Below are 24,373 nucleotides of genomic sequence, written 5' to 3'. Positions count from 1 at the left end.
TCACGTGGAACCAGCCGGGCCACATTTCTCCCATGACCGTCCGACCCGTGGTCAAGCGCACCGCCCGTGCCGTTCTCCTGGACGGTGACGACCTGATCCTCATCAAGCGCACCAAGCCCGGCCTCGATCCCTACTGGGTCACCCCCGGTGGCGGAGTCGAGCCCCGGGACTCGACCGTCGTGGACGCCCTGCACCGGGAGGTGTACGAGGAACTCGGCGCCAAGATCGCCGATGTCGTGCCGTGCTTCGTGGACACCGTCGAGCACATCGGCGAGGACAGCAGCACGACCGGCGTGAAGGTGCAGCACTTCTTCGTCTGCCGCCTGGAGTCCATGGATCCCTCGCTGCGTCACGGCCCCGAAGTGGAGGAGCCGACCGGGGAGTACGAGATCGTCCGCATCCCGTTCACCCGCGTCGGCATCGCCTCCGTCCATCTCGTCCCGCTGTCCCTGCGGCACTACCTGGACGGCAACATCGAGGGGGTACGCGCCATGCACGCCCCCGACCTCGGCTGACGCGCTCAGTCCGCGACGACGAGCCGTTCCTCCACCGAGTCGTGCCGTATGCGGCCCGGCGCGATACCGCTGTCCCGCAGCGCGTCGATGCCGCTGCGGATCATGCCCGGCGGACCCGACAGGTAGGCGTCGTACTCGTTCCAGGGGCCGTATCCGCGTACGGCGTCGGGGAGCCGCAGTTGGGCCTGCTGGTCGGTGACCGCGCGGACCGACAGCCAGTGATGCTTCTGCTGGAGCCTGAGCATGGTGTCGATGTCGTACAGGTCGTGGTCGGTGCGTGCGCCGTAGAACACCTCGACAGGCCGGTGTCCGCCGTGCCCGGCGACATCCTCGACCAGGGCCTTGATGGGCGCTATGCCGGTGCCACCGCCCAGGCAGAGCAGTCCGCTGTCGGTGGTGTGGTCGACGGTCATCGAGCCGGTCGGCGGACCGAGCCGGATGACGTCTCCGGGCCGCGCCCGGTGCGTCAGCGCGTTGGAGACCCAGCCGGCCGGTACCGCCTTCACATGGAACGTCAGCAGCCCGTCCGGCCGGGGCGCCGAGGCGAAGGAGTAATGCCGCCACACCCGTGGCCACCAGGGCGTCTCCACGCTCGTGTACTGGCCCGCGAGAAAGGGATAGGGCTGGTCGGGGCGGACGGTGAGGACCGCGACATCACGGGTGCGCAGCTCATTGGCGACGATCTCGGCCTGCCACCAGGCCGGGGCCCGCAGTTCGTCCGCCGCCGCCGCGTCGATCATGACCTGGGAGATCGTCGTGTACGCCCGCACCCAGGCCGCTTCGGTCTCCGGGTTCCAGACGGTGGCGGCGTACTTGCTCAACGCGCCGATCAGGCATTCGCCCACCGCCGGATAGTGCTCGGCACGCGTTCCGTACTTGCGGTGCCCGCGGCCCAGGTTCTGAAGGTAGTCGACGAGGACGCGGGCGTTGTCGAGGTGCTCGGCCGCCGTGAGCAGCGCCCTCAGCAGGCGGTCCCGCTGGATGTCCATCGCGGCCGGGAACAGTGAGCGCAGTTCGGGATGGCGGACGAAGAGGAGGGCGTAGAAGTAGGAGGTGACCTTGTCGGCGACGGGGCCGATCTCGGTCATCGTGCGGCGGATGAGGAACGCGTCCGCCGAGTCCCCCGTGGCGGCCGGCGCCGACCGTCGAGCGAGCACGCGCCGCGGGGTCAGGGCATCGCCCTGCGGGGCCGCGGAGTGTCCCTGAGGGGGTGCCGGTGCGGGTCGCGGGGCGGCTTCCTCCGGCATTGCCGGATCACCGTCCGGCGGCGGAGCCGATGGATCCCTGCGCGGCAGGAACCAGCCGCCCTCGCCCGACATGTCGTTCTCCCCCGACGTGGTGGTCGGAGCGTCCATGGTGTGCCCTCGCCTCGAACATCTCTCGGTCGGTCCGCGCACCCCGCTCCTCGCAAGGCGCATGCATTCCCCCGGCGGGTGGCCGGCCGTAGCACTCGGTCCGCAGCCTTGCATTCCGATCGGCTGCCGCGGTCGCGTACCCGAAAACGCGGGTCTCGATCTCTCCTTCCCGTTAGGCTGCTTGCCCTGTTCTCGGCCCGCACGGGCACGTGCGTCGCATCCCGTACGGAAACCGCATTCGACCCTACCGGCCGTCGCCGCGCTCACGAGTCCCCTTCTCCACTCTCGCGCCGACAGCACGTCGCACACGGTGCGATTCGACAACTGCGGCGCAGGGCCGATCAGTTCGTGGGTAGCCACAAGCCGCGACGCGTGGAGGAGTGGTCGCGGGCGCGGCCGGACGACCGTCGGCGTTCACAGCGACGGAAAGTGGTACGGCAGCGAACGGATTTCTGTCCGAGAACGCGTCGCCGTCCACCATGCAACCCCACCCATGCCCCGTCGAACAGAAACACGATGGTGGCCCGAGGTCGGTCGGCTGCTGATGTTTCACGTGAAACACCCGCAGAAACTGTCCTCGTGCTGTCCACGGGGCCACGAGATGGCCAAAAGCACGTGCGTCTGCATCGAAACGGGTGGACGGCGAGGGTGTCGGTCGGACAGCCTGACCTGCGTGCCGACTCCTCCCCTCGCCGCTCTGCCCATCCGCCGCCTGACGCTTCGCGATCTCACCGCGTGCGCCGATCTGTCCGAAGACCGGGGGTGGCCCCGCGAGGAACACAAGTGGGGTTTCCTCCTCACAGCCGGGAAGGGCCTGGGCATCGATGACCCCGAGGGCGGCCTCGTGGCCGCGTGCGTGGTCACGGAGTACGGCCCGTGGGGGCGGCCGGATCTCGGCGCCGTCGGCATGGTCCTGGTGGCCGGACGCCACGCCCGCCGGGGCGTCGGTCGACGCCTGATGCGGCATGTCATGTCGACCATGGGAGCCACCCCGCTGACCCTGCACGCCACGCCCTACGGCCGTCCCCTGTACGAGGAGCTGGGCTTCAAGGTGACGGGCCGGGCGGAGATGCTCAGGGGCAGCTTCGTTCCGGGCGGGCTCGAGCCACGGATCGCCACCCGCGCCGCCACGGCGGACGACCTCCCGGCGATCCTGCGTCTCGACGAGGAGGTGTTCGGCACCGACCGCACGCCCCTCATCACCCGGTTGCCCGCGTTCGCCGATCAGCTACGGGTGGCCGAGGAGGGTGGCCGACTCATCGGCTATACGGCCGCGTGGCCCAACATGGACACCCATGTCGTCGGTCCGCTGGTTGCCCGGGACACCGAGACCGCCAAGGCGCTCGTCGCCTCGCTGGCGGCCCACACGGACCGTCCGCTGCGCACCGACATCGACGTGCGGCACGAGGAGCTGCTGACCTGGGCGAAAGCGCGCGGGCTGGTCTCCGTCGGCTTCAACGCCGTGATGACCCACGGCATCACGGACCTCCCGGGGGACTGGACCCGGCGGTTCGCGCCGCTGACGGTGGCCGCGGGCTGAACCGCGTACGACGCACGCAGGCCCCGCCGCTCGAAGCGGCGGGGCCTGCGTCACTGGCATCGTCCGTGTGCTCAGGCGAGTACCTGCACGGCCGCGGTGGCGAAGCCGTGGTCCTGCTCCGGTGCGCCGCCGCCGACACCGATGGCGCCGATCAGCCGGCCGTCCCGGTGGACGGGTAGACCGCCCGCGATGAACAGCAGGGGCCGGTCCAGGGCCGTGGGCAGCGTGTGGAAAAGGCCGCCGGGCTGGACCGCGTCGACGAGGTCGGCGGTGGGCGCGTTCAACTGGAGCGCCGTGTAGGCCTTGCGCGTGCTGGTCTCGCCGGAGATCAGCACGGCCCGGTCGTCCCGGCGGAAGGCGAGCAGGTTGCCGCCGGCGTCCAGAACGGTGACGCTGACGGTGACTCCGGCGTCCTCGGCCGCCCGGCGGGCCGTACCGATGAGCAACTCGGCGTCCTGGATGGTCAGCGGGGCGACGGCGGTGGTGCTCATGGAACTGTTCTCCTTGGTGGTGCTGGGTTGGATGTCCGCCGTACCGGGGGCGCACCCCGGTACGGATGTCCGGTGTGCCGGACGGCTCAGTGGTGGACGGGCGTCCGCTGCCCGGCGGGCGTCCCGGAGGCGGCCACGGTGGTGCGTGCGCCGTCGCGACGCTCCAGGGCGGCTGAGAGGACGGCGAGGATCAGAGCCGCGGCGGCGAGGGCGGCGCCGACCCAGTTGGGGGCCGTGTAGCCGAAGCCGGCCGCGATCACGAGGCCGCCCAGCCAGGCGGACAGGGCGTTGCCCAGGTTGAAGGCGCCGATGTTCACCGCCGACGCGAGCGTCGGGGCGCCGTGCGCCTGGTCGAGGACGCGCTTCTGGAGCGGCGGCACCGTGGCGAAGCCGAGGGCACCGATCAGCGCGATGGTCACCGCGGCCGCGATCTTGTTGTGGGCGGTGAAGGTGAAGAGCGCGAGGACGACGGCCAGGGCACCCAGGGAGACGTACAGCATCGGCATGAGCGCGCGGTCGGCGAACCTGCCGCCGAGGAGGTTGCCGCCGACCATGCCGAGACCGAAGAGCACCAGCAGCCAGGTGACCGAGCCGTCGGCGAAGCCGGTGACGTGGGTCATCATCGGCGCGATGTAGGTGATGGCCGCGAAGACGCCGCCGAAGCCGAGAACGGTCATCGCCATGGCGAGCAGGACCTGGGCGTTCTTGAAGGCGGCCAGCTCGTGTCGCAGGTGGACGCCCTGTGGGCGCGGCAGGTCGGGCACCAGCTTGGCGATGCCGGCGAGACCGATGAAGCCGAGGACGGTGACGACGGCGAAGGTGACACGCCAGCCGACGGTCTGTCCGACGAGTGTGCCCAGCGGGACGCCGATGACGTTGGCGACGGTCAGACCGGTGAACATCATGGCGATGGCGCCGGCCTTCTTGTGGGGCGCGACCAGCTCGGCGGCCACGACCGAGCCGATGCCGAAGAAGGCACCGTGGGCGAGCGAGGCGACCACGCGTCCGATCAGCATGACCGAGAAGGCCGGGGCCACGGCGGAGAGCAGGTTGCCGGCGATGAACAGGCCCATCAGCAGCATCAGCATCCGCTTGCGCGGGACCTTGGTGCCGAGGACGGTCATCAGCGGGGCTCCGATGACCACGCCGAGTGCGTAGCCCGTCACGAGCAGACCCGCCATGGGGATGGACACCCCGAAGTCGCTCGCGACCTCGGGCAGCAGGCCCATGATCACGAACTCGGTCGTGCCGATTCCGAAGGCCCCGATCGCGAGGGCCAGAAGCGCGAGAGGCATGGAGGGGTACACCTTCCAGACGATTGCAGGGGCGCTTTGCGTTCGCCCACAATAGTTGCACACGCGGGTTACTTGCAATCGCTGACTATTGCGGGCGTGCTCTATCCTGGTGGTGCAGCCGCTCCGGGACGGAGGAAACGCCAATGACAGCGACGGACCCCGCGCTCACCGCGCTCGCCCAGGGGTGGTGCGCCCTTTCTGCGCTGCACGGAAGGATCGAGGCGCACATCGAGCGCGCCCTGCAGGCCGGGCACGACCTGAGCGTGCGCGAGTACTCCCTGCTCGACGTGCTCAGCCGGCAGCATGACGGCGAGGGCGGCCATCTACAGATGAAGCAGGTCGCCGACGCGGTCGTGCTCAGCCAGAGCGCCACCACGCGCCTGGTGACCCGGCTGGAGGACCGCGGCCTGCTGGAGCGGTATCTGTGCCCCACCGACCGGCGCGGCATCTACACCAACGTCACTCCGGCGGGCCTGCGCCTGCTGGACGAGGCGCGGCCCACCAACGACGCCGCACTGCGTGAAGCCCTGGACGAGGCGTCCAGGAACGCCGAACTGGCGCCGCTGGTCCGAGCGGTGGAGTCCCTGAACGTGCCCGCATAGGGTGCGGGCATGGGAGATCTTGAAATACGGGACGCGACCGCCGACGACCTCCCGGCGATCGTCGCCATGCTCGCCGACGACCCGCTGGGCGCCCAGCGTGAGTCACCCGACGATCTGACGCCGTACCGGGCCGCGCTGGGACGGCTCGAGGCCGACCCGAACCAGCATCTCGTCGTCGCGGTCCGCGAAGGCCGTGTGATCGGGACCCTCCAGCTCACGCTCGTCCCGGGTCTGTCGCACAAGGGCGCGACCCGCGCGCTCATCGAGGCGGTCCGGATCCACGCCGACGAGCGTGGCAGCGGACTGGGCAGCCGGCTGATCGAGTGGGCGGTCGACACCTCCCGGCGGCTCGGCTGCCAGTTGGTGCAGCTCACGTCCGACAAGTCGCGCACCGACGCCCACCGCTTCTACGAACGGCTGGGCTTCACCGCGTCCCACGAGGGCTTCAAGCTGCGCCTCTGACCGCCGTACCGGGCGGGCGAAAACATCAGGAACCGCCCAGGGGGTGTGTTTCACGTGAAACACACCCCCTCGGACGTCCCAGGGGGCTAGCCGATGCCCCGCCACCCCTCCGCGTCGACCCCGCCGGGCACCGGTGCCTCGGGATCGTACGGCTGCCGCGTGAACACGAACGAGCCGAGATCGAGGTGGCTCATGGTTCCGTCGGAGCGCCGTACCGGCCGCAGCACTTCGCCGGCGTAGTAGCCCTCCGTACCCGTCCACGTGCCGTCGCCGTTCGCGCGGAAGCGGGCGCGACGACCGCCGCCGGTCAGCGGTGCCAGCACGAGGAGACCGTCGGAGGTCACCCGCATGGCGACGGCATGCGGGCCCCAGTACCACTGCCCCGCCAGCTCCAGCACCGCCGGCTCTACCTCTCGCAGGGGCCGCCAGGGCTCAGGGATCCGTGGCTCCGCCTCGGCGACGATCCGGACGAGGTCCGCGCCCACCGCACCCAGTAGCGGTCCGCTCGTGCAGTTGGCGAGCACCACCGCGGCCACGTCGTCCTCCACGCTGATGGTGAGGTTCGCCAGGAATCCCGGCAGGGAGCCGGAGTGCCCCACGAGGAGCCGGCCGTCGCGGCGCTGGATCTGCATGCCCAGGCCGTAGGTGGCTCCGTCCATCACGTCCGCGGCCTCGGTGGGTGCCGCCGGGGTCCGCATCTCTCGCACCGACTCCGCACTCAGGACCCGGTCGTCGCCACGGGCCAGGAAGGAGGCGAACCGCGCCAGGTCCCCGGTGGTCGACCAGAGCTGGCCGGCCGGCGCCATCCGGCCCAGGTCCTCCAGCGGCTCGGGCAGCAGGACATCGGCCCACGGATGCACCGCCCAGCCACCCGCGTGCGGGGCCCGTGGCTGCGCGCTCGTACGGTGCAGGCCCAGCGGCTCCAGGATCTCTTCTCGCAGGACCTTCTCCCAGGAGGCCCCGCGCAGCTCCTCCACCAGGGCGCCGAGCACCGTGTAGCCGGGGTTGGAGTAGTGGAACCGCCGGCCGACGGGATGCAGCAGGGGCTGATCACCCAGCACGTCGCTCAGCTCGGGCCGCAGCGCGCCGGAAGTGCGCTCCCACCACGGCGCGGGCGACTCGGCCGCCAATCCGGCGGTGTGCGCGAGCAGTTCCCCGATCGTCGCCTCGCCCACGCCGGTGCCCGGCAGATGCCTCTCCAGCGGATCACCGAGGTCGAGCACACCCGCGTCTCGCAACCGCAGCACCAGTACGGCGGTGAAGATCTTGGTGAGGGAGCCGATCCGGTACTGCACGGTCTCGTCCGGCCCGTGCCCCTCCACCGAGGTCCGCGCTCCGTGCCACACGGTCTGTCCGTCCCGTACGACGGCGGCCACCAGCGACGGAGCCCGCCCCTCGGCCTGCGCGACAGCGATCCGGTGCAGCAGGGCTCGCCGGGTGCCGGGGAGCAGTGCTTCCTGAGATGTCGTCATGGGCTCAGTCCACCGGTTGCGGCGCCGGACGTCGAATGCGGGCCCGTGCGGTGCGAAAGCACGCCCTCGGGACGCGCGGACCGTACAGGGGGCTGTACCGGCGGGGGCGGACAGTGCCATGGTCATCCCCGGGACGTTGGACCAACGAGCGCCGGACCGCCCGGCCTTCGCCGCATCGGTGACCGACGAAACCCGCTCGCACCACTCCGATAACATGTTCTAACTTACGACGATCGCCCTCATCACCCGTCCTTACCGGAAAACGATGCCACCAGCACGATGAGTGACCTACTCCACCAATCCCTATCGCATCGGCCAGACAATTGACATCTATGGCATCGCAGGTATTTTCGCGAATAAGGTGCGGAATTACATCTTCCGCGTGGCGTCGGCCACGAACCGTACTGTGGGCCACGGTGGGCGTGGTGGCCCTCGGATTCCTCATCGCGCTGGAGATCGCCGCTCGTCACTACGGTCTGCCGGGGCCGATCACCAACCAGGTGAAAGAGGTCGTGGTCGCCCCTAAATCAGGGCCACTGCTGTACGCCAGCATGGCGTTGATGATGGTGGTGCTCACCTGGCGGGAGCGATTGATCGCCGCTGGTGTCGCGGTCGGCATCGATGTCGTCTTCCTGCTGGTGCGCTGGGCGACCGACACCAAGATGGGCTTCGGCAACGGTGCGTTGTGGGTGGTCCTGGGCTATGCGGTCATCGCTGTCACGCGCCGCACCGGACGGGAACGCGTCCTGCTGCTGAAGGGTGTCGGGCTGGGCCTGCTCCTGGTGGCCGGCCGCAAGACCGGTGACACCTGGCTGCTCATCACGTCGAAGACCCGGCCGACGGTGCTGGACCAGTACGTGGCGACCGCCGATCACGCGCTGGGCAACCCGTCCTGGGTAGCGGGCCGGATCGTCAGGGCCACCGGCTCGATCGGTGACCATGTCCTCGACTACGTCTACATCCAGCTCGCGGTGGCCGCGGTCGTCGTCGCGCTCTACCAGCTGCGCAACGTGGCGGCCGAGCGCCGGTTCCCGCGCCATCACCTGGTGCGCACCTTCCTGGTGATCGGCCTCCTGGGGCCCGGCATCTACATGCTCTTCCCGGTGGTCGGGCCGATCTTCGCCTACGGCGCGGACGGCGGGCACTGGGCGGTGGCCGACCAGTGGCCGCACACGGCGCCGGCCCTGGCGACCCCGCACCACATGCCGTTCGACGAGATCACCCCGCGCAACTGCATGCCGAGCCTGCACACCGCGTGGGCCACCGCGATCTTCATTCACTCCCGCAAGGGCCCGCGGCTTCTGCGCTTCGCCGGCACGTTCTGGCTCATCGCCACGCTCGGCGCCACCCTGGGCTTCGGCTACCACTACGGCACGGACATCATCGCCGGCGTGGTGTTCACCCTCACGATCGAGGCGGCTCTGCGCTCGCTCGAACGCGGCTGGGACCGGTCGGGAATCCAGTTGGTCGCCTACGGCACGACGGTCTTCGCCGCGCTCCTGGTGTCCTATCGCTATCTGCCGGTGGAAATGGCCGCGCTTCCGTCGGTGTTCGGACCACTTCTCGCGCTGGCGATGGTCTCCGTGATCTACGGCTACATACGGACCACCGGACCGTGGGAACCGAAAACCGCACCAGTACCCCAACCGGAACCCCAGCCGGAACTGGTCTGAGACACCAAGCCGGTCCGAGGACTGCCCCATGAACGCTGCCGGCAGGCGGTCACCCGCCTGCCGGCCGGCGGTCCTCACGGCCCGTGTCGTCTGCCCTCTCCCACCTGAACGGTTCTCGGGCGCCGCGGAGGTTCCTCAGGAGTGCCCGCGTGTCCGAGATATCCGGGACGGACGGACGGCGCGCATCGGCGGGTCGATCGTCGAGAACGCCGAGGTTGACGACGACGCGGGGCAACGCCGCACAGTCCTGTCGCCGGCACGCCAACCAGTCCGGGAACGAGACCAGGGAGAACTGTGAGCATCCGACACATCCTCACGGGCAGTGCCGTGATCGCCTTACCGGCGGTGCAGCCCATGGCCGCGAATGCCCCCCCCCCCCCGCCGCCTCGACGCACGATCACCACGCCCTGCTGACGTGAGCCGAGCGGTGCGGTGAAGAACCAGGGGTGCCTTCCACGGCGTCAGCCACGGGCCCGCACCCGCCCCGTTCCGCCGACGGCGAAGCCCGGCCCGGCCGGGCTCGACGATCACTAGAGTCCGGTCTCATGACGACTGTCACCACCCGTACGGTCGAATACCCGGCCGACGGCTTGACGATGATCGGGCACCTCGCGCTCCCCACCGGTACCGACCGCCGGCCCGCGGTCCTGATCGGGCCCGAGGGGCCGGGCCTGAACGACTTCCAGCGCCGCCGGGCCGACGCCCTGGCCGAACTGGGTTACGTGGCGCTGGCCTTCGACATCAACGGCGGGCGCTGGTTCACCGACCCGGCGGAGATGCTGGCGCACACGACCCCGCTGCTCGCCGACCCCGACCGGATGCGGGGCATCGGTCACGCGGCACTCGATGTGCTGCGTGCCGAACCGCGGACCGACCCGGCCCGGGTCGCCGCCATCGGCTACGGCACCGGGGGCACCATCGTGCTGGAACTCGGCCGCGACGGCGTCGACCTGCGCGCGATCGGGACGGTCAACGCGCTCACCACGGGCCGACCGGGTGAGGCGGCACGCATCCGGTGCCCCGTGTGGGCCGGGGTCGGATCGGAGGACCCGATCATGCCCGCTGAGCAACGGGACGCCTTCACCGCCGAGATGCGGGCCGCGGGCGTCGACTGGCGCCTCGTGGTCTACGGCGGAGCCCTGCACGCCTTCCACCACCCACCGGTCGACCAGAACGTGGTCCCCGGCGTCGGCTACCACCCCCGGCACGCGCAGCGAGCCTGGCGCGACGTCGTCGGCCTGCTCGCCGAGTGCCTGCCCGTGACGGAACCGTCCGGCGCGTCAGGACCGCCGTCGCGATGACACGACAGCGGAGAAAACGACACCGAGCCTGAGGCCCCGCATCGGCTCGGATCAGGTCTGGGCCATGTCCACGAAACGGGAGTAGTGGCCCTGGAAGGCGACCGTGATCGTGGCGGTGGGGCCGTTGCGGTGCTTGGCGACGATCAGGTCGGCCTCGCCCGCGCGCGGGGACTCCTTCTCGTACGCGTCCTCGCGGTGCAGCAGGATGACCATGTCGGCGTCCTGCTCGATGGAACCGGACTCACGCAGGTCGGAGACCATCGGTTTCTTGTCGGTGCGCTGCTCGGGGCCACGGTTGAGCTGGGAGAGGGCGATGACCGGGACTTCCAGCTCCTTCGCGAGCAGCTTGAGGTTACGGGACATGTCCGAGACCTCCTGCTGGCGGCTCTCGGCGCGCTTGGAGCCGCCGGACTGCATCAGCTGGAGGTAGTCGATGACGACCAGCTTCAGGTCGTTGCGCTGCTTCAGGCGCCGGCACTTGGCGCGGATCTCCATCATCGACAGGTTCGGCGAGTCGTCGATGTACAGCGGTGCGGCCGAGACGTCCGGCATGCGGCGGGCGAGCCGGGTCCAGTCCTCGTCGGTCATCGTGCCGGAGCGCATGTGGTGCAGGGCGACCCGGGCCTCGGCGGACAGCAGTCGCATCGCGATCTCGTTGCGGCCCATTTCGAGCGAGAAGATGACGCTCGGGAGGTTGTTCTTGATCGAGGCGGCCCGCGCGAAGTCCAGTGCGAGCGTCGACTTACCCATGGCGGGACGGGCCGCGATGACGATCATCTGCCCCGGGTGGAGGCCGTTCGTCAGCGAGTCGAAGTCGGTGAACCCGGTGGGCACGCCCGTCATCTCGCCGCTGCGGGAACCGATCGCCTCGATCTCGTCGAGGGCGCCTTCCATGATGTCGCCGAGCGGCAGGTAGTCCTCGCTGGTGCGCTGCTCGGTGACGGCGTAGATCTCGGCCTGGGCGCTGTTGACGATCTCGTCCACGTCGCCGTCGGCCGCGTATCCCATCTGCGTGATGCGCGTTCCGGCCTCGACCAGGCGGCGCAGGACGGCCCGCTCGTGGACGATCTCCGCGTAGTACTCGGCGTTGGCCGCCGTCGGCACGGTCTGGACGAGGGTGTGGAGATAGGCGGCCCCGCCGACCTTGTTGATCTCACCGCGCTTGGTGAGTTCGGCGGCGATGGTGATCGGGTCGGCCGGCTCACCCTTGGCGTAGATGTCCAGGATGGCCTGGTAGATCGTCTCGTGCGCGGGCTTGTAGAAGTCGTGGCCCTTGAGGATCTCGACGACGTCGGCGATGGCGTCCTTCGACAGCAGCATGCCGCCCAGCACCGACTGCTCGGCGTCCAGATCCTGGGGCGGAACCCGCTCGAAGGCCGAACCCGAGCCCTCCCAGGAACCATTGTCCCGGCCCCGGTCGTGCTGTTCGTCACGGCTCCGGCCACCGTCACCGCGCCGCCGGGAGGCCGGCAGACGATCACTGGGCCCGCTGTCGGCCCACGGATCGTCCAAGGGCTCGGAAATGCTCACCGAGCCACCTCCTCCCGTCCGCACGGCGGACCTCGCCGTGACCTCTTTTGTACGGCACGGCACTGACAAACAAGAGGCCCAACTCCGCTTCTGTCGCGTCGGATTTGTGACGTTTCCCGGGCCGGAACAGGGATACTTCCGGGGCCGCGAAAAGGAGCGGGCGCCGGACCACGGTAGGCCCGTCGGCACCGTCAGCCAATCTGGTTATCCACAGGCCATGTGGACGACCGCCCGGATGCTGTGGAGAACTCGCCGAAACCTGTGCACGACCCGGTGGACAGCCCTGTGAACAAGCCCTCGATCCCCTCAAGGAGAACCCGTTGACCTGCGCTTTTGCCATCCACCGGCTGTGCAGAAGAAAAACTTTCCCCATCGGGCCAAGATCGCTTCGAACGGTGCCCGAAAGGACACGCCACCAGATGGCAAGTAAGGATCGATAGCCAGTTGCATCACTTACCTGTGGATGATTACATTGACGCTCATGACACAGGCTCCAGCGACCCCCCGCGCCACCCGACGGCAACACGACCGGGCCATCGTCGCGCTGGCCGTCCCGGCCTTCGGTGCCCTCGTCGCCGAGCCCCTGTTCGTCCTGGCGGACAGCGCCATCGTCGGCCACCTCGGGACCGCGCAGCTCGCCGGTCTCGGCGTCGCCTCGGCGCTCCTCACCACCGCGGTGAGCGTCTTCGTCTTCCTCGCCTACGCCACCACGGCCGCCGTCTCCCGGCGCCTCGGAGCCGGTGATCTCCAGGCAGCCATCCGGCAGGGCATGGACGGGATCTGGCTGGCGTTGCTGCTCGGTGCCGCGGTGATCGCCGTCGTCCTGCCCCTCGCCCCAGGCATCGTGGACCTCTTCGGCGCCTCCGCGACAGCGGCTCCCTACGCCACGACGTATCTGCGCATCTCCTCGCTGGGCATCCCCGCCATGCTCGGTGTCCTGGCTGCCACCGGTGTCCTGCGCGGCCTGCACGACACCCGGACCCCCCTCTACGTCGCGGTCGGCGGCTTCGTCGCCAACGCCGGACTGAACCTGGCGCTGGTCTACGGCGCCGGGCTCGGCATCGCCGGCTCCGCCTGGGGCACGGTCATCGCGCAGTGCGGGATGGCGGCCGTCTACCTGGCCGTCGTCGTCCGCGGGGCCCGACGGCACGGTGCCTCCCTCCGCCCGGACGCCGCCGGCATCCGGGCCTCGGCCCGGGCAGGCGTCCCCCTCCTCGTCCGCACCCTGTCCCTGCGAGCGATCATCATGATCGCCACGGCGGTAGCGGCACGCCTCGGTGACGCCGACATCGCCGCACATCAGATCACCCTGTCGCTGTGGAACCTGCTGGCCTTCGCGCTCGACGCGATAGCGATCGCGGGGCAGGCCATCATCGGCCGGTACCTCGGCGCCGACGATGCGGAAGGCGCACGCGAAGCGTGCCGTCGCATGATCCAGTGGGGGATCGCGACCGGTGTCGTACTGGGTCTGCTCGTGGTGGCCGCCCGGCCGCTGTTCCTGCCGCTGTTCACCAGCGACCCCGTGGTTCAGGACGTCGCCCTGCCGGCGCTGCTGCTGGTGGCGCTCTCCCAACCCGTCTGCGGGATCGTCTTCGTCCTGGACGGGGTCCTGATGGGCGCGGGCGACGGCCCGTACCTGGCCTGGGCGATGGTCGTCACCCTGGCGGTGTTCGCCCCGGTGGCCCTGCTGGTGCCCGCTCTCGGTGGCGGGCTCACCGCGATCTGGGCGGCGATGGCGCTGATGATGACGGTGCGCATGCTGACCCTGTGGCTGCGGACGCGCTCGGGCCGCTGGATCGTGACGGGCGCTGCGCGCTGACCGTTTCACGTGAAACACGGTGCGGCGCCCTTTCCCCCGGCCATGGGAAGGGGGCCGCACCCTGGACGGATACGGCCCCTTTCACCTGCTCAGGTGAGCACAGCGATCACGCAGCGATCAGGCCGCGACGACCTCGATGTTGACCTTGGCGGCAACCTCGGGGTGCAGACGCACGGACGTCTCGTGGGCGCCCAGGGTCTTGATCGGAGCGGTCAGCTCGACGCGGCGCTTGTCGACCTCGGGGCCACCGGAAGCCTTGATCGCGGAAGCGATGTCGGCCGGGGTGACGGAACCGAAGAGACGGCCGGAGTCGCCGGAGCGGACGGCCAGGCGGACCTTCACGCCCTCGAGCTGGCCCTTGATCTGGTTGGCCTGCTCGATGGTCTGGATCTCGTGGATCTTGCGAGCACGACGGATCTGCTCGACGTCCTTCTCGCCACCCTTGGTCCAGCGGATAGCGAACTTCCGCGGGATCAGGTAGTTACGAGCGTAACCGTCCTTGACGTCGACGACGTCGCCCGCGGCACCGAGGCCGGAGACCTCGTGGGTGAGGATGATCTTCATTAGTCGGTCACCCTTCCCTTATCGCGCGGTGGACGTGTAGGGCAGCAGCGCCATCTCACGGCTGTTCTTGACGGCCGTGGCGACGTCACGCTGGTGCTGCGTGCAGTTGCCGGTCACGCGGCGGGCACGGATCTTGCCGCGGTCGGAAATGAACTTCCGCAGCATGTTCGTGTCCTTGTAGTCCACGTACGTGACCTTGTCCTTGCAGAATGCGCAGACCTTCTTCTTCGGCTTGCGCACAGGCGGCTTCGCCATTGGTGTTTCTCCTGTGTGATCAAGAAGTTGGGGTACGACCCACCCTCACTCGGCCCGACAGGCCTAGAAGGGGGGCTCGTCCGAGTAGCCGCCGCCATTGCCGCCGGAGCTTCCGCCCCAGCCGCCGCCACCCTGGTTGCCACCGGCAGGAGTGCCGGTCGCCCACGGGTCTTCGGCCGGAGCGCCGGAGCCGCCGCCCTGCTGGGCACCGCCGGAGCTTCCGCCCCAGCCGCCGCCCTGCTGGCCGCCGGCACCGCCGCCGCTGTAACCCCCCTGGCCACCGCGGCCGCCACCGGCGGTCTTGGTGACCTTGGCCGTGGCATTGCGCAGGCTGGGGCCGACTTCCTCGACGTCCAGCTCGTAGACCGTGCGCTTGACGCCCTCACGGTCCTCATAGGACCGCTGCTTCAGCCGGCCCTGCACGATGACGCGCATGCCTCGCTGGAGCGACTCGGCGACGTTCTCCGCCGCCTGACGCCAGACCGAGCAGGTCAGGAAGAGGCTCTCGCCGTCCTTCCACTCGTTCGTCTGGCGGTCGAAGGTGCGGGGAGTGGACGCGACGCGGAACTTCGCGACCGCCGCACCGGACGGGGTGAAGCGCAGCTCGGGGTCGTCGACAAGATTGCCGATGACCGTGATGACGGTCTCGCCTGCCATGGGGGAACCTCTCGGCGGGTTTGCTGCTGGCTGCTTGGTGCTGCTACTCGAGTCCCGGGATCAGCTGAGCGGAAGCTCAGTGCATCTCGGGGCGGAGGACCTTGGTCCGGAGGATCGACTCGTTCAGGTTCATCTGGCGGTCGAGCTCCTTGACGACCGCAGGCTCGGCCTGAAGGTCGATGACCGAGTAGATGCCCTCGGGCTTCTTCTTGATCTCGTAGGCGAGACGACGACGACCCCAGGTGTCGACCTTCTCGACCTTGCCGCCACCGTCACGGACGACGGACAGGAAGTTCTCGATCAGCGGGGAGACAGCACGCTCTTCGAGATCGGGGTCGAGGATGACCATCACCTCGTAGTGACGCATGTGGAACCCACCTCCTTCGGACTCAGCGGCCACGGTCGTTCCGTGGCAGGAGGGTTGTGATGCGTACGCAACGGTATCGGCCACCACTGACACTCGGGGGTCCCGAAGGGCACCCGGCGGGCGTGGGCAGACACCGTGCAGACGTTACAGACTACCCGCACACCTGCTTCCGGTTGAAATCCTGCCGCCGACGCCCTCAATCTGTACACATCGGGTGTCTACGGCGCTACGATGCGCCGCTTCCGCAGGAGGTGCCCCATGGCACAGGCATTGCAGCCCAACACAGCCGGATCCCTGTTCGCGACGGACGGCAAGTCCCATCCGCTCCAGGACGCCCTCATGGCGGTGACGCTGGTCCTGGGGCTGCTGTCCTTCATCACGTCGTTCTTCCACGGCCTCCACCTGCTGACGTCCTGGGCCGGCCTGGTCGGTCTCTTCGTCGGCGCGTACGGACAGTGGATCTCGGTGACCACTCGCGAGCGTTTCGGTCTGATCCTGGGCCTCGGTGCCTCGGGAATCGGATTCCTGCTCGGCATGGCGCACGGCGGGCTGTTCGGCGGGCTCATCAGCTGACCCGTCAGGGTTAAGGCCCGTACGCCCAGTCGGGGCGCTCGCGGGGCGCAGTAGGCTTCGGCGCGAGAGCCGGAGCCCCTGTACCCATGGGGACACACCAGCCCGAGGAGCGCCCCGACATGAGCCTGACCCTGAGGACCATCAGCCGTGAGCAACATCTGGCTTTCATCCAGAGCCTGCCGGCGGCGAGCCATATGCAGGTCCCGGCATGGGCCGATGTGAAGGCCGAGTGGCGCTCGGAGAGCCTCGGCTGGTTCGACAAGAGCGGCCAGTTGGTCGGCGTGGGCCTGGTCCTCTACCGCCAGTTGCCCAAGATCAAGCGTTATCTGGCGTATCTGCCCGAGGGCCCGGTCATCAACTGGTATGCGCCGAACCTCGACGAGTGGATCCAGCCGATGCTGGCGCATCTGAAGCAGCAGGGCGCCTTCTCGGTGAAGATGGGCCCGCCGGTGATCATCCGTCGCTGGAACGCGGACACCATCAAGAGGGGCATCCAGGACCCGGACATCAAGCGGCTGCGCGATCTGGAGGCCGACTTCATCGAGCCGCGCGCCTTCGAGGTGTCCGACAAGCTGCGTCGCATGGGCTGGCAGCAGGGCGAGGACGGCGGTGCCGGCTTCGGTGACGTGCAGCCCCGCTACGTCTACCAGGTGCCGCTGGCCAACCGTTCCCTGGAAGAGGTCCACAAGAACTTCAACCAGCTTTGGCGCCGCAACATCAAGAAGGCCGAGAAGGCGGGCGTGGAGGTCGTCCAGGGTGGCTACCAGGACCTGCCCGAGTGGCAGCGGCTGTACGAGATCACGGCCGTCCGCGACCACTTCCGACCGCGCCCGCTGTCGTACTTCCAGCGCATGTGGACGGCCCTCAACACCGAGGACCCCAACCGCATGCGGCTGTACTTCGCGCGGCACAACGGGGTGAACCTGTCCGCGGCGACCATGCTGATCGTCGGGGGGCACGTCTGGTACTCCTACGGCGCCTCCGACAACATCGGCCGCGAGGTCCGGCCGTCGAACGCGATGCAGTGGCGGATGCTCTGCGATGCCTACGCACTCGGCGCCACCGTCTACGACCTGCGCGGTATCTCCGACTCGCTGGACGAGACGGACCACCTCTTCGGCCTCATCCAGTTCAAGGTCGGTACCGGCGGCCAGGCCGCCGAGTATCTCGGCGAGTGGGACTTCCCCCTGAACAAACTGCTCCACAAGGCGCTCGACATCTACATGTCGCGCCGCTGAGCCGCGCGGACGTTTGATTCCATAGCCTTCACAGTCCTCACATCTCCGATCCACCGCAGTCACGAGAAAGGTCCCGGGTCCGGCCATGGCGCTCACGCTCTACGTCGACACCGCGCGCTGGCGTGCGCACCACAAGCACGTGCAGGAGCAGTTCCCGGGGCTGGTCCCGGTCTGCAAGGGCAACGGCTACGGCTTCGGGCACGAACGGCTGTCGGAGGAGGCCACGCGGCTCGGTGCCGACCTGCTCGCCGTCGGCACCACGTACGAGGCCGCGCGCATCAAGGACTTCTTCAGCGGTGACCTGCTGGTGCTGACGCCGTACCGGCGCGGCGAGGAGCCGGTGCCGCTGCCCGACCGGGTGGTGCGCTCGGTGTCGTCGATCGACGGTGTGTACGGCCTCGTCGGCGCCCGTGTCGTGATCGAGGTGATGTCCTCGATGAAGCGGCACGGCGTCAGCGAGCAGGAGCTGCCGCAACTGCACCAGGCCATAGAGAACGTCCGGCTGGAGGGCTTCGCCATCCACCTGCCCCTCGACCGCACCGACGGCTCGGACGCCGTCGAGGAGGTCATCGGCTGGATGGACCGGCTGCGCGCGGCCCGGCTGCCGCTGCACACGATGTTCGTCAGCCACCTCAAGGCGGACGAACTGGCCCGGCTTCAGCAGCAGTTCCCGCAGACCCGGTTCCGTGCCCGCATCGGCACACGGCTGTGGCTGGGGGACCACGAGGCCACCGAGTACCACGGAGCCGTCCTGGACGTCACCCGCGTGGCGAAGGGCGACCGGTTCGGCTACCGCCAGCAGAAGGCCGCCTCCGACGGCTTCCTGGTGGTCGTGGCGGGCGGTACGTCGCACGGGGTGGGCCTGGAGGCCCCGAAGGCCCTGCACGGCGTCATGCCGCGGGCCAAGGGTGTCGCACGGGCCGGGCTCGCCACGGTCAACCGGAACCTCTCGCCGTTCGTCTGGGGCGGCAAGCAGCGCTGGTTCGCCGAGCCGCCGCACATGCAGGTGTCCATCCTGTTCGTCCCCGCGGACGCCCCCGAGCCGAAGGTCGGTGACGAGCTGGTGGCCCATCTGCGGCACACCACCACCCAGTTCGACCGGATCGTGGACCGCTGAGCCCGTCCGGACAGCGTGAAGGCCGTACTCCGGAGTTCCGGGGTACGGCCTTCTGCATGACCTGACGACCGGCCGAGGATGCCTGTTCGCTCAGAGCAAACGGTCGCTGCCGGCCGGTGTCCCGCCTCTGCCCCAGTCCACCTGCGGCCCCTCAGAACGGGCCGCGTGCAGCGGCGGACGGGTCGCCGCACCGAACACGAAGGCGTCCTCCGCCCCGTCGAGCACCCCGCCCGAGGGATCGTCGTCACCGGCTCGGCGCACGACGTCCTGTTCCGGCATGAGGATGTCCCGTACGACGACGGCACACAGGTAGAGCGTGCCCAGCAGATGCACGACGATCACCCAGTGGTAGCCCTGCGTCGGCAGGCCCTTGTGGGCGTCTCCGCTGGTCGTGTAGGCGAGGTACAGCCAGATACCCAGGAAGTACGCCACCTCGCACGCCTGCCAGACCAGGAGGTCGCGCCACTTCGGCCGGGCGAGGACCGCCAGTGGCACCAGCCACAGGACGTACTGCGGGGAGTAGACCTTGTTGGTGAGGACGAAGGCCGCCACCATCAGGAAGGCCAGTTGGGCGAAGCGCGGTCGTCGCGGAGCCGTGAACGCCAACGCGGCGATGCCGAGGAAGCTCAGCACCACCAGCACCATGGCCGCGTTGTTGACGAAGCCGATGGTGGGCGGGTTGCTGGAGTTCTGCGACCAGATCAGCCAGAAGGAACCGAAGTCGACCCCGCGCTCCTCGCTGAAGGTGTAGAACTTCGCCCAGCCTTCGCGGATGTGGAAGCCCGTCGCGTCGTGCGTGAGCATCACGGGCAGGTCCACCACGAGCCAGGCGCCCACCGCGCCGGCCACGGCCCGGCCGAACTGCCGCCATCTGCCGGCCCGCCAGCAGAGCACCAGCAGGGGACCCAGCAGCAGGACGGGGTACAGCTTGGCGGCCGTGGCGAGGCCCAGCAGAACCCCGAAGGCGAGGGCCCGGCCCCGCGACCACATCAGCATCGCGGCGGCCGTCAGAGCCACCGCCAGCAGGTCCCAGTTGATGGTCGCCGTCAGGGCGAAGGCGGGCGCCAGGGCGACCAGCAGGCCGTCCCAGAGGCGCCGGCGGTGGGTGCGAGCCACACAGACGGCGACGACCGCGGCGCACACCATCAGCATCCCGGCGTTGACGAACCAGTACCACTGCTCCTGGTGCTGGATGCTGCCGCTGTGCGGGGTCAGCCAGGAGGCCACTTCCATGAACAGCCCGGTCAGCACCGGGTATTCGAGGTATCCCATGTCGCCGGGCAGCTTGTCGAAGTACGGCACGAGATGATCGGCGAACCCACGGCCCTGGTAGAGGTGCGGGATGTCCGAGTAGCAGGCGTGCGTGTACTGGCTGCTCGCGCCGAAGAACCAGGCACTGTGGTAGCAGGGCGCCTTCTGGACCAGGCCGAGGGCGAACATGCCGATCGCCACGAGCAGCACGATCCGTACGGGTGTCCACCAGGTGGTCCCGGGCAGGGCGCGTTGCCCCAGGGGGCCGCCGATCAGCTCACTGCCGGCGGCGGCGACCTCGTCCTCCCTGGTCGGCTGCACCGGTTCTGCCGTGGCGGCCCGCACGGGCTCGGGCTCGTGCATGCTCGTGGGCGTCATCTCTGCACTGGGCATGAGGCACATCCTGCCGTACCCGCCCAGGAACACGCCGAGGGCCGCCGCACCTCGCGGGTGCGGCGGCCCGTGTTTCACGTGAAACACCCCTGCCCGGCGATAAGGCTGCCAATCGGGCGGATCGCCTCGTCAGCCGGTCGGGCCTCCGAAGAAGCCTCCGTTGCCGTTGCCGTTGCCGTTGCCGTTACCCCGGGTGCTCCCGTTGCCGGCCGTGTCCGTGGGCGTCGGGCTGGTGCCTCCGTCGGTTCCCCCGCCCGTGTCCGTGCCACCTGGGCCCGTGGTGTTCCCGTCACAGGTGTTGCCCCACCCGGGGACGCAGGACGCGCTGGCCGAGGGAGACGGCGTGGGTGTCGTCTCGCTGGGTGTCGGGCTCGGCGTGGCGCTCGGCGTCGGGGTCGGGGTCGGGGTGAACGTGGCGCTCGGGGTCGGGGTGGGGGCGCCCACCTCGTTCTGGACCGTGCCGATCTCGGTGGCGGGCGGGAAACCAGGGTCGTTCTTGCCCTTGAGCGCGGTCTTCATGTACTCGGTCCACACCGACGTCGGGATGTCACCACCGTGGATGGAGTCCACGCCCGCCGTGCCGTTCATGGACAGCAGCTTGTGGTCCTTGGGGTTCTCCCGGAACATCGCCACCGAGGTCGACAGCTGCTGGGTGTAGCCGACGAACCAGGCCGACTTGTTCTCGTCGGTGGTACCCGTCTTGCCGGCCGCCGTCCGGCCGAGAGCCTTGGCGTTCGTGCCCGTGCCGTTCTGGATGACGTTCTCGAGGACGTCCGTGACGTTGTTGGCGATGTTCGGGTCCAGTGCCTGCTGTGGAGCGGGCCTGGGCTTGACGAAGCTGGGCGCGTCCGCGCCATTGACCTTGACCGCGGTCACGGAGTACGGGGCCGTCTGCTTGCCGGACGCGGCGAACGTCGCGTAGGCATCGGCCATGCGGATCGCGCTGGGCGTCGACGTACCGATGGCGAAGGACGGGTTGAGGTCCTGCGACATGCTGTCACCGAGGATGCCGGCGGACTTGGCGACGTCCCGGACGTGCGTCATCCCCACATCGACACCGAGCTGCACGAACGGTGTGTTGACGGACTGCTCCATCGCCTTGCGCAGGGTGATGTACCCCCACTGATGGTCGCTCTCGTTGTTCTGGAAGAAGTACGAGTTGTCCTTGTTGAGATAGAACGACCCGTCCGGCTTATGGACCTTCAGGTGGTCGTTGCCGTTGTACTTGCTCAGCGGGGAGACGCCCTCGCCCTTGGAGTCGTACGTGCCGTACTGCATGGCCGCGGCGAGCACGAACGGCTTCCAGGTCGAACCCACCGGGACGCCGGAGGTGTCCGCGTTGTTCGTGAAGTGCCCGTTCTCGTAGCCGTCACCGCCGTAGAGAGCGACGATGGCGCCGTCCCTGGGCACCACCGAGGCCGCACCGAACTGGACGTACTTGTCGAGTTCGCGGTGCTTCGGGTCGAGACGGTCCTTCTGGACGTTCTTGACGGCCTTGGCCAGGGCGTTGACCTTGCCCTTCTGGAACGTCGTGTAGATCTGGTAACCACCCCGGTCGAACTGGGCCTCGGTGATGTCGGAGTGGGTGAGGACGTACTTCTTCGCCGTGTCGGCCAGGTAGCTGATCTGCCCGGTCATGCCCTTGGTCGCCTTGCGGCCGTCGGGCATCGGGTACCTCTTGATCGCCTTCTGGTAGTCGGCGTCGCTGAGGTGCTTGTCCTTGTGCATCTCGCCGAGGATCCAGGCCCAGCGGTTCTGCGACCGCTTCTTGTTGGCTTCGGCGTTCGCCGACCTGTCAAGATCCGGGTTGCCCGCCGGGTCGTAGTACGTCGGGCCCTTGAGCAGGGCCGCGAGGACGGCGCACTCGCTCGGCTGGAGGTCGACCGCGTCCTTGCCGTAGTAGGTCTGCGCCGCGGCCTGGATGCCGTACGCGCCCCGGCCGAAGTACGAGGTGTTCAGGTACCCCCGCAGGATGACGTCCTTCTTCAGCTTCGTGCCCACCTTGATGGAGATGAACATCTCCTTGAACTTGCGGGTGAGCGTCTGATCCTGGCTGAGGTACGTGTTCTTCACGTACTGCTGGGTGATGGTCGAGCCACCCTGCGTCTGACCGCCCCGCGCCATGTTGGCCACGGCGCGCGCGATGCCCATGGGGTCGATACCCGAGTCCTGGTAGAAGGACTTGTTCTCGGCGGAGATCACGGCCCAACGCATCGCCGGGGGGATCTGCTCGATGTTGACGTTCTGCCGGTTGACGCCAGTGCCCGTGGCGACCATCTGGCTGCCGTCGGCCCAGTAGTAGACGTTGTTCTGGGACTTGGCCGCGTCGTTCTCGTTGGGGATCGAGACCATCGCGTAGCCGATGCCCACCATCGCGACCAGGCTGCCGACGAACCCGATGAACAGGCCGCTGACCAGCTTCCACGACGGCACCCAGCGTCGCCAGCCGTGCCTGCCGGCCCGGGGGTAGTCGATCAGTCGCTTCTTGCCGGGTGCCGTCGTCGCCCGCCCCCGGCCGCGTCCGGGGCCGGTCGGACCGCCCGGACCACCGCGTCGCCCGTCCGGGACCGCCGCGTCGGCCGGTCTGCGACGGGCGCCTTTCTGCGCCGCCCGGCGGGCCTCGGCACGACTGCCGTAGACATCGCCTCCCGAGTCCTGGGAGTCCGGTCCGTAGGAACCGGACGCGTAGGAATCGGCAGGGGACCCGGTGGCGCCCCGCGGAGCCGCACGGCGGCCTGGGGACGAACCGGACTGGCCGCGTCGGGCCGCGGCACGTCCGCCTCCCTGCGGCTGCGGCGGTTTGCGACGGTGCTCGCTCATCGAACGATTACTCCTCGGGCAGGCGCACCCGTGCGCGCCTGGAACGGCGGCTGGTTTCCGGTCCCCCCGAAGTACGGATGTGGTCGGTTCCGCATTCACCCGTACTGCACCAAGGACGACGACGCGTCCCAGGCGCCGCGGGGTTCCCGGTGGTGTGCATGCCGCACAGACTACGCACCGCCAAAACCCGCCGAGCTCCGAAGTTCACCCCAAAACAGGCAAGTTGCCTCCAACGAATCGGTGATGTGATCCCGTTCACCGTCATCCCCCTTGTCGCCCACAGTGAGCCGTTCTATCGTGCTGATGTATCGAGTCGATACATCTGCACGGTATAAAGACACGGACAGGCACTGCGAGACCTGCGGGATCGCCCTGCGGGACCGGGAGGAGGCGACGATGAGCCGGCGTTCCGGCATCCTCGAGTTCGCCGTACTCGGCCTGCTCCGGGAGTCCCCGATGCACGGGTACGAGCTGCGCAAACGTCTGAACACGTCACTGGGTGTGTTCCGTGCGTTCAGCTACGGGACGCTTTACCCCTGCCTGAAGACGCTGGTCACCAACGGCTGGCTGATCGAGGAGCCGGGAAGCACCCACGAGGACGCGCTCGCCGCTCCCCTCGCCGGCCGCCGCGCCAAGATCGTTTACCGGCTGACCGCGGAAGGCAAGGAGCACTTCGAGGAGCTGCTCTCCCAGACCGGCCCGGACGCGTACGAGGACGAGCACTTCGCCGCACGGTTCGCCTTTTTCGGGCAGACCTCGCGCGATGTGCGCATGCGCGTGCTGGAGGGCCGGCGCAGCCGCCTGGAGGAGCGCCTGGAGAAGATGCGCGCCTCGCTGGCGCGCACCCGGGAGCGCCTGGACGACTACACGCTTGAGCTGCAGCGCCACGGCATGGAGTCCGTGGAGCGCGAAGTGCGCTGGCTGAACGAGCTCATCGAGAGCGAGCGGGCCGGGCGGGACCTGAAGGGTTCCGCATCCGGGGGACCCGCTCAGCAGAACACCACCACAGGATCGACGGGCGGCCTGCCCCGTCCCGGGGACACCTCCGGGACGGATACGCCCGACGACACCGCCACGTGAGCG

At 69.0% G+C, this 24,373-nt stretch carries 22 protein-coding genes; 11 read left to right on the top strand and 11 right to left on the bottom strand.

The annotated features are described in order from the left end of the window. The first annotated feature begins 32 nt into the window (after positions 1-32). On the top strand, positions 33-515 hold the full coding sequence (locus tag D9753_RS17880) for an NUDIX domain-containing protein (RefSeq protein WP_121787920.1): 483 nt from the start codon (positions 33-35) through the stop codon (positions 513-515). Between the two features lie 5 nt (positions 516-520). On the opposite strand, the gene D9753_RS17875 is transcribed toward D9753_RS17880, so the two are convergent. Next, a complete protein-coding gene (locus D9753_RS17875; RefSeq protein ID WP_205614184.1) occupies positions 521-1,870 on the bottom strand; it encodes a globin domain-containing protein in 1,350 nt (449 codons plus the stop codon). A gap of 673 nt (positions 1,871-2,543) precedes the next feature. Here D9753_RS17875 and D9753_RS17870 point away from each other — a divergent pair. Then, positions 2,544-3,410, top strand: a complete 867-nt coding sequence (locus D9753_RS17870) for a GNAT family N-acetyltransferase (RefSeq protein ID WP_121787918.1) — start codon at positions 2,544-2,546, stop codon at positions 3,408-3,410. A 71-nt stretch (positions 3,411-3,481) separates the two neighbouring features. Here D9753_RS17870 and D9753_RS17865 read toward each other — a convergent pair whose 3' ends face one another. Further along, positions 3,482-3,901: a GlcG/HbpS family heme-binding protein gene (locus D9753_RS17865; protein ID WP_121787917.1), complete on the bottom strand. Its 420-nt coding sequence runs from the start codon at positions 3,899-3,901 to the stop codon at positions 3,482-3,484. An 86-nt stretch (positions 3,902-3,987) separates the two neighbouring features. Next, positions 3,988-5,196, bottom strand: a complete 1,209-nt coding sequence (locus D9753_RS17860; RefSeq protein WP_121787916.1) for an MFS transporter — start codon at positions 5,194-5,196, stop codon at positions 3,988-3,990. Between the two features lie 143 nt (positions 5,197-5,339). On the opposite strand from D9753_RS17860, the gene D9753_RS17855 reads away from it, so the two are divergent. Next, complete coding sequence (locus D9753_RS17855; protein WP_121787915.1) at positions 5,340-5,798, top strand: MarR family winged helix-turn-helix transcriptional regulator; 459 nt, start codon at positions 5,340-5,342, stop codon at positions 5,796-5,798. A gap of 9 nt (positions 5,799-5,807) precedes the next feature. Further along, complete coding sequence (locus tag D9753_RS17850; protein ID WP_121787914.1) at positions 5,808-6,260, top strand: GNAT family N-acetyltransferase; 453 nt, start codon at positions 5,808-5,810, stop codon at positions 6,258-6,260. An 86-nt stretch (positions 6,261-6,346) separates the two neighbouring features. On the opposite strand, the gene D9753_RS17845 is transcribed toward D9753_RS17850, so the two are convergent. Continuing rightward, complete coding sequence (locus D9753_RS17845) at positions 6,347-7,732, bottom strand: serine hydrolase domain-containing protein (RefSeq protein ID WP_121787913.1); 1,386 nt, start codon at positions 7,730-7,732, stop codon at positions 6,347-6,349. Between the two features lie 422 nt (positions 7,733-8,154). On the opposite strand from D9753_RS17845, the gene D9753_RS17840 reads away from it, so the two are divergent. Continuing rightward, a complete protein-coding gene (locus tag D9753_RS17840) occupies positions 8,155-9,405 on the top strand; it encodes a phosphatase PAP2 family protein (RefSeq protein ID WP_240468470.1) in 1,251 nt (416 codons plus the stop codon). Between the two features lie 545 nt (positions 9,406-9,950). Then, the gene (locus D9753_RS17835; protein WP_121787911.1) at positions 9,951-10,706 is read left to right on the top strand and encodes a dienelactone hydrolase family protein; all 756 of its coding nucleotides are present in this window, start codon (positions 9,951-9,953) and stop codon (positions 10,704-10,706) included. A 51-nt stretch (positions 10,707-10,757) separates the two neighbouring features. On the opposite strand, the gene dnaB is transcribed toward D9753_RS17835, so the two are convergent. Continuing rightward, positions 10,758-12,236, bottom strand: coding sequence for a replicative DNA helicase (gene dnaB, locus D9753_RS17830; protein WP_121787910.1), 1,479 nt, complete (start codon positions 12,234-12,236; stop codon positions 10,758-10,760). A gap of 481 nt (positions 12,237-12,717) precedes the next feature. On the opposite strand from dnaB, the gene D9753_RS17825 reads away from it, so the two are divergent. Next, positions 12,718-14,055, top strand: a complete 1,338-nt coding sequence (locus D9753_RS17825; RefSeq protein WP_121787909.1) for an MATE family efflux transporter — start codon at positions 12,718-12,720, stop codon at positions 14,053-14,055. Between the two features lie 117 nt (positions 14,056-14,172). Here D9753_RS17825 and rplI read toward each other — a convergent pair whose 3' ends face one another. The 4 genes from rplI to rpsF all read right to left on the bottom strand — a co-directional run bounded on the left by rplI (position 14,173) and on the right by rpsF (position 15,898). Then, complete coding sequence (gene rplI / locus D9753_RS17820; RefSeq protein WP_121787908.1) at positions 14,173-14,619, bottom strand: 50S ribosomal protein L9; 447 nt, start codon at positions 14,617-14,619, stop codon at positions 14,173-14,175. 18 nt (positions 14,620-14,637) lie between these two features. Beyond that, on the bottom strand, positions 14,638-14,874 hold the full coding sequence (gene rpsR / locus D9753_RS17815; protein WP_003949403.1) for a 30S ribosomal protein S18: 237 nt from the start codon (positions 14,872-14,874) through the stop codon (positions 14,638-14,640). A gap of 63 nt (positions 14,875-14,937) precedes the next feature. Further along, the gene (locus D9753_RS17810) at positions 14,938-15,531 is read right to left on the bottom strand and encodes a single-stranded DNA-binding protein (RefSeq protein ID WP_121787907.1); all 594 of its coding nucleotides are present in this window, start codon (positions 15,529-15,531) and stop codon (positions 14,938-14,940) included. Positions 15,532-15,607: 76 nt separating this feature from the next. After that, entirely contained in the window at positions 15,608-15,898 is a 291-nt protein-coding gene (gene rpsF, locus D9753_RS17805) for a 30S ribosomal protein S6 (RefSeq protein WP_121787906.1), read from the bottom strand. A gap of 258 nt (positions 15,899-16,156) precedes the next feature. On the opposite strand from rpsF, the gene D9753_RS17800 reads away from it, so the two are divergent. The 3 genes from D9753_RS17800 to D9753_RS17790 all read left to right on the top strand — a co-directional run bounded on the left by D9753_RS17800 (position 16,157) and on the right by D9753_RS17790 (position 18,826). Further along, positions 16,157-16,471, top strand: a complete 315-nt coding sequence (locus D9753_RS17800; RefSeq protein WP_121787905.1) for a hypothetical protein — start codon at positions 16,157-16,159, stop codon at positions 16,469-16,471. A 119-nt stretch (positions 16,472-16,590) separates the two neighbouring features. Continuing rightward, positions 16,591-17,709 (top strand): lipid II:glycine glycyltransferase FemX, encoded by a 1,119-nt coding sequence (locus tag D9753_RS17795; RefSeq protein ID WP_121787904.1) that lies wholly within the window; start codon positions 16,591-16,593, stop codon positions 17,707-17,709. A gap of 85 nt (positions 17,710-17,794) precedes the next feature. Next, the gene (locus D9753_RS17790; protein ID WP_121787903.1) at positions 17,795-18,826 is read left to right on the top strand and encodes an alanine racemase; all 1,032 of its coding nucleotides are present in this window, start codon (positions 17,795-17,797) and stop codon (positions 18,824-18,826) included. A 90-nt stretch (positions 18,827-18,916) separates the two neighbouring features. Here the strand turns inward: D9753_RS17790 and D9753_RS17785 are convergent, their stop codons facing one another. Together D9753_RS17785 and D9753_RS17780 are read right to left on the bottom strand one after the other, a co-directional pair. Then, positions 18,917-20,470: a glycosyltransferase family 87 protein gene (locus D9753_RS17785; protein ID WP_205614183.1), complete on the bottom strand. Its 1,554-nt coding sequence runs from the start codon at positions 20,468-20,470 to the stop codon at positions 18,917-18,919. 129 nt (positions 20,471-20,599) lie between these two features. Then, positions 20,600-22,903 (bottom strand): transglycosylase domain-containing protein, encoded by a 2,304-nt coding sequence (locus D9753_RS17780; protein ID WP_121787902.1) that lies wholly within the window; start codon positions 22,901-22,903, stop codon positions 20,600-20,602. A gap of 783 nt (positions 22,904-23,686) precedes the next feature. Between D9753_RS17780 and D9753_RS17775 the strand changes: the two genes are divergently transcribed. Beyond that, positions 23,687-24,370, top strand: coding sequence for a PadR family transcriptional regulator (locus D9753_RS17775; RefSeq protein ID WP_121787901.1), 684 nt, complete (start codon positions 23,687-23,689; stop codon positions 24,368-24,370). Positions 24,371-24,373: the final 3 nt, after the last annotated feature.

This window comes from Streptomyces dangxiongensis (assembly GCF_003675325.1).
In the GTDB taxonomy this organism is placed as follows: Bacteria; Actinomycetota; Actinomycetes; order Streptomycetales; family Streptomycetaceae; genus Streptomyces; species Streptomyces dangxiongensis.
Note: the sequence above shows the minus strand (reverse complement) of the source record. Positions and strands in the feature narration are given on the sequence as shown.

What these genes read in the sequence shown, in the direction of transcription:
- D9753_RS17880 (WP_121787920.1), top strand. Translation starts at nt 33, where the DNA reads ATGACCGTCCGACCCGTGGTCAAGCGCACCGCCCGTGCCGTTCTCCTG.
- D9753_RS17875 (WP_205614184.1), bottom strand. Translation starts at nt 1,870, where the DNA reads ATGGACGCTCCGACCACCACGTCGGGGGAGAACGACATGTCGGGCGAG.
- D9753_RS17865 (WP_121787917.1), bottom strand. Translation starts at nt 3,901, where the DNA reads ATGAGCACCACCGCCGTCGCCCCGCTGACCATCCAGGACGCCGAGTTG.
- D9753_RS17860 (WP_121787916.1), bottom strand. Translation starts at nt 5,196, where the DNA reads ATGCCTCTCGCGCTTCTGGCCCTCGCGATCGGGGCCTTCGGAATCGGC.
- D9753_RS17855 (WP_121787915.1), top strand. Translation starts at nt 5,340, where the DNA reads ATGACAGCGACGGACCCCGCGCTCACCGCGCTCGCCCAGGGGTGGTGC.
- D9753_RS17850 (WP_121787914.1), top strand. Translation starts at nt 5,808, where the DNA reads ATGGGAGATCTTGAAATACGGGACGCGACCGCCGACGACCTCCCGGCG.
- D9753_RS17845 (WP_121787913.1), bottom strand. Translation starts at nt 7,732, where the DNA reads ATGACGACATCTCAGGAAGCACTGCTCCCCGGCACCCGGCGAGCCCTG.
- D9753_RS17835 (WP_121787911.1), top strand. Translation starts at nt 9,951, where the DNA reads ATGACGACTGTCACCACCCGTACGGTCGAATACCCGGCCGACGGCTTG.
- D9753_RS17825 (WP_121787909.1), top strand. Translation starts at nt 12,718, where the DNA reads ATGACACAGGCTCCAGCGACCCCCCGCGCCACCCGACGGCAACACGAC.
- rplI (WP_121787908.1), bottom strand. Translation starts at nt 14,619, where the DNA reads ATGAAGATCATCCTCACCCACGAGGTCTCCGGCCTCGGTGCCGCGGGC.
- rpsR (WP_003949403.1), bottom strand. Translation starts at nt 14,874, where the DNA reads ATGGCGAAGCCGCCTGTGCGCAAGCCGAAGAAGAAGGTCTGCGCATTC.
- D9753_RS17810 (WP_121787907.1), bottom strand. Translation starts at nt 15,531, where the DNA reads ATGGCAGGCGAGACCGTCATCACGGTCATCGGCAATCTTGTCGACGAC.
- rpsF (WP_121787906.1), bottom strand. Translation starts at nt 15,898, where the DNA reads ATGCGTCACTACGAGGTGATGGTCATCCTCGACCCCGATCTCGAAGAG.
- D9753_RS17800 (WP_121787905.1), top strand. Translation starts at nt 16,157, where the DNA reads ATGGCACAGGCATTGCAGCCCAACACAGCCGGATCCCTGTTCGCGACG.
- D9753_RS17795 (WP_121787904.1), top strand. Translation starts at nt 16,591, where the DNA reads ATGAGCCTGACCCTGAGGACCATCAGCCGTGAGCAACATCTGGCTTTC.
- D9753_RS17790 (WP_121787903.1), top strand. Translation starts at nt 17,795, where the DNA reads ATGGCGCTCACGCTCTACGTCGACACCGCGCGCTGGCGTGCGCACCAC.
- D9753_RS17785 (WP_205614183.1), bottom strand. Translation starts at nt 20,470, where the DNA reads ATGCCCAGTGCAGAGATGACGCCCACGAGCATGCACGAGCCCGAGCCC.
- D9753_RS17775 (WP_121787901.1), top strand. Translation starts at nt 23,687, where the DNA reads ATGAGCCGGCGTTCCGGCATCCTCGAGTTCGCCGTACTCGGCCTGCTC.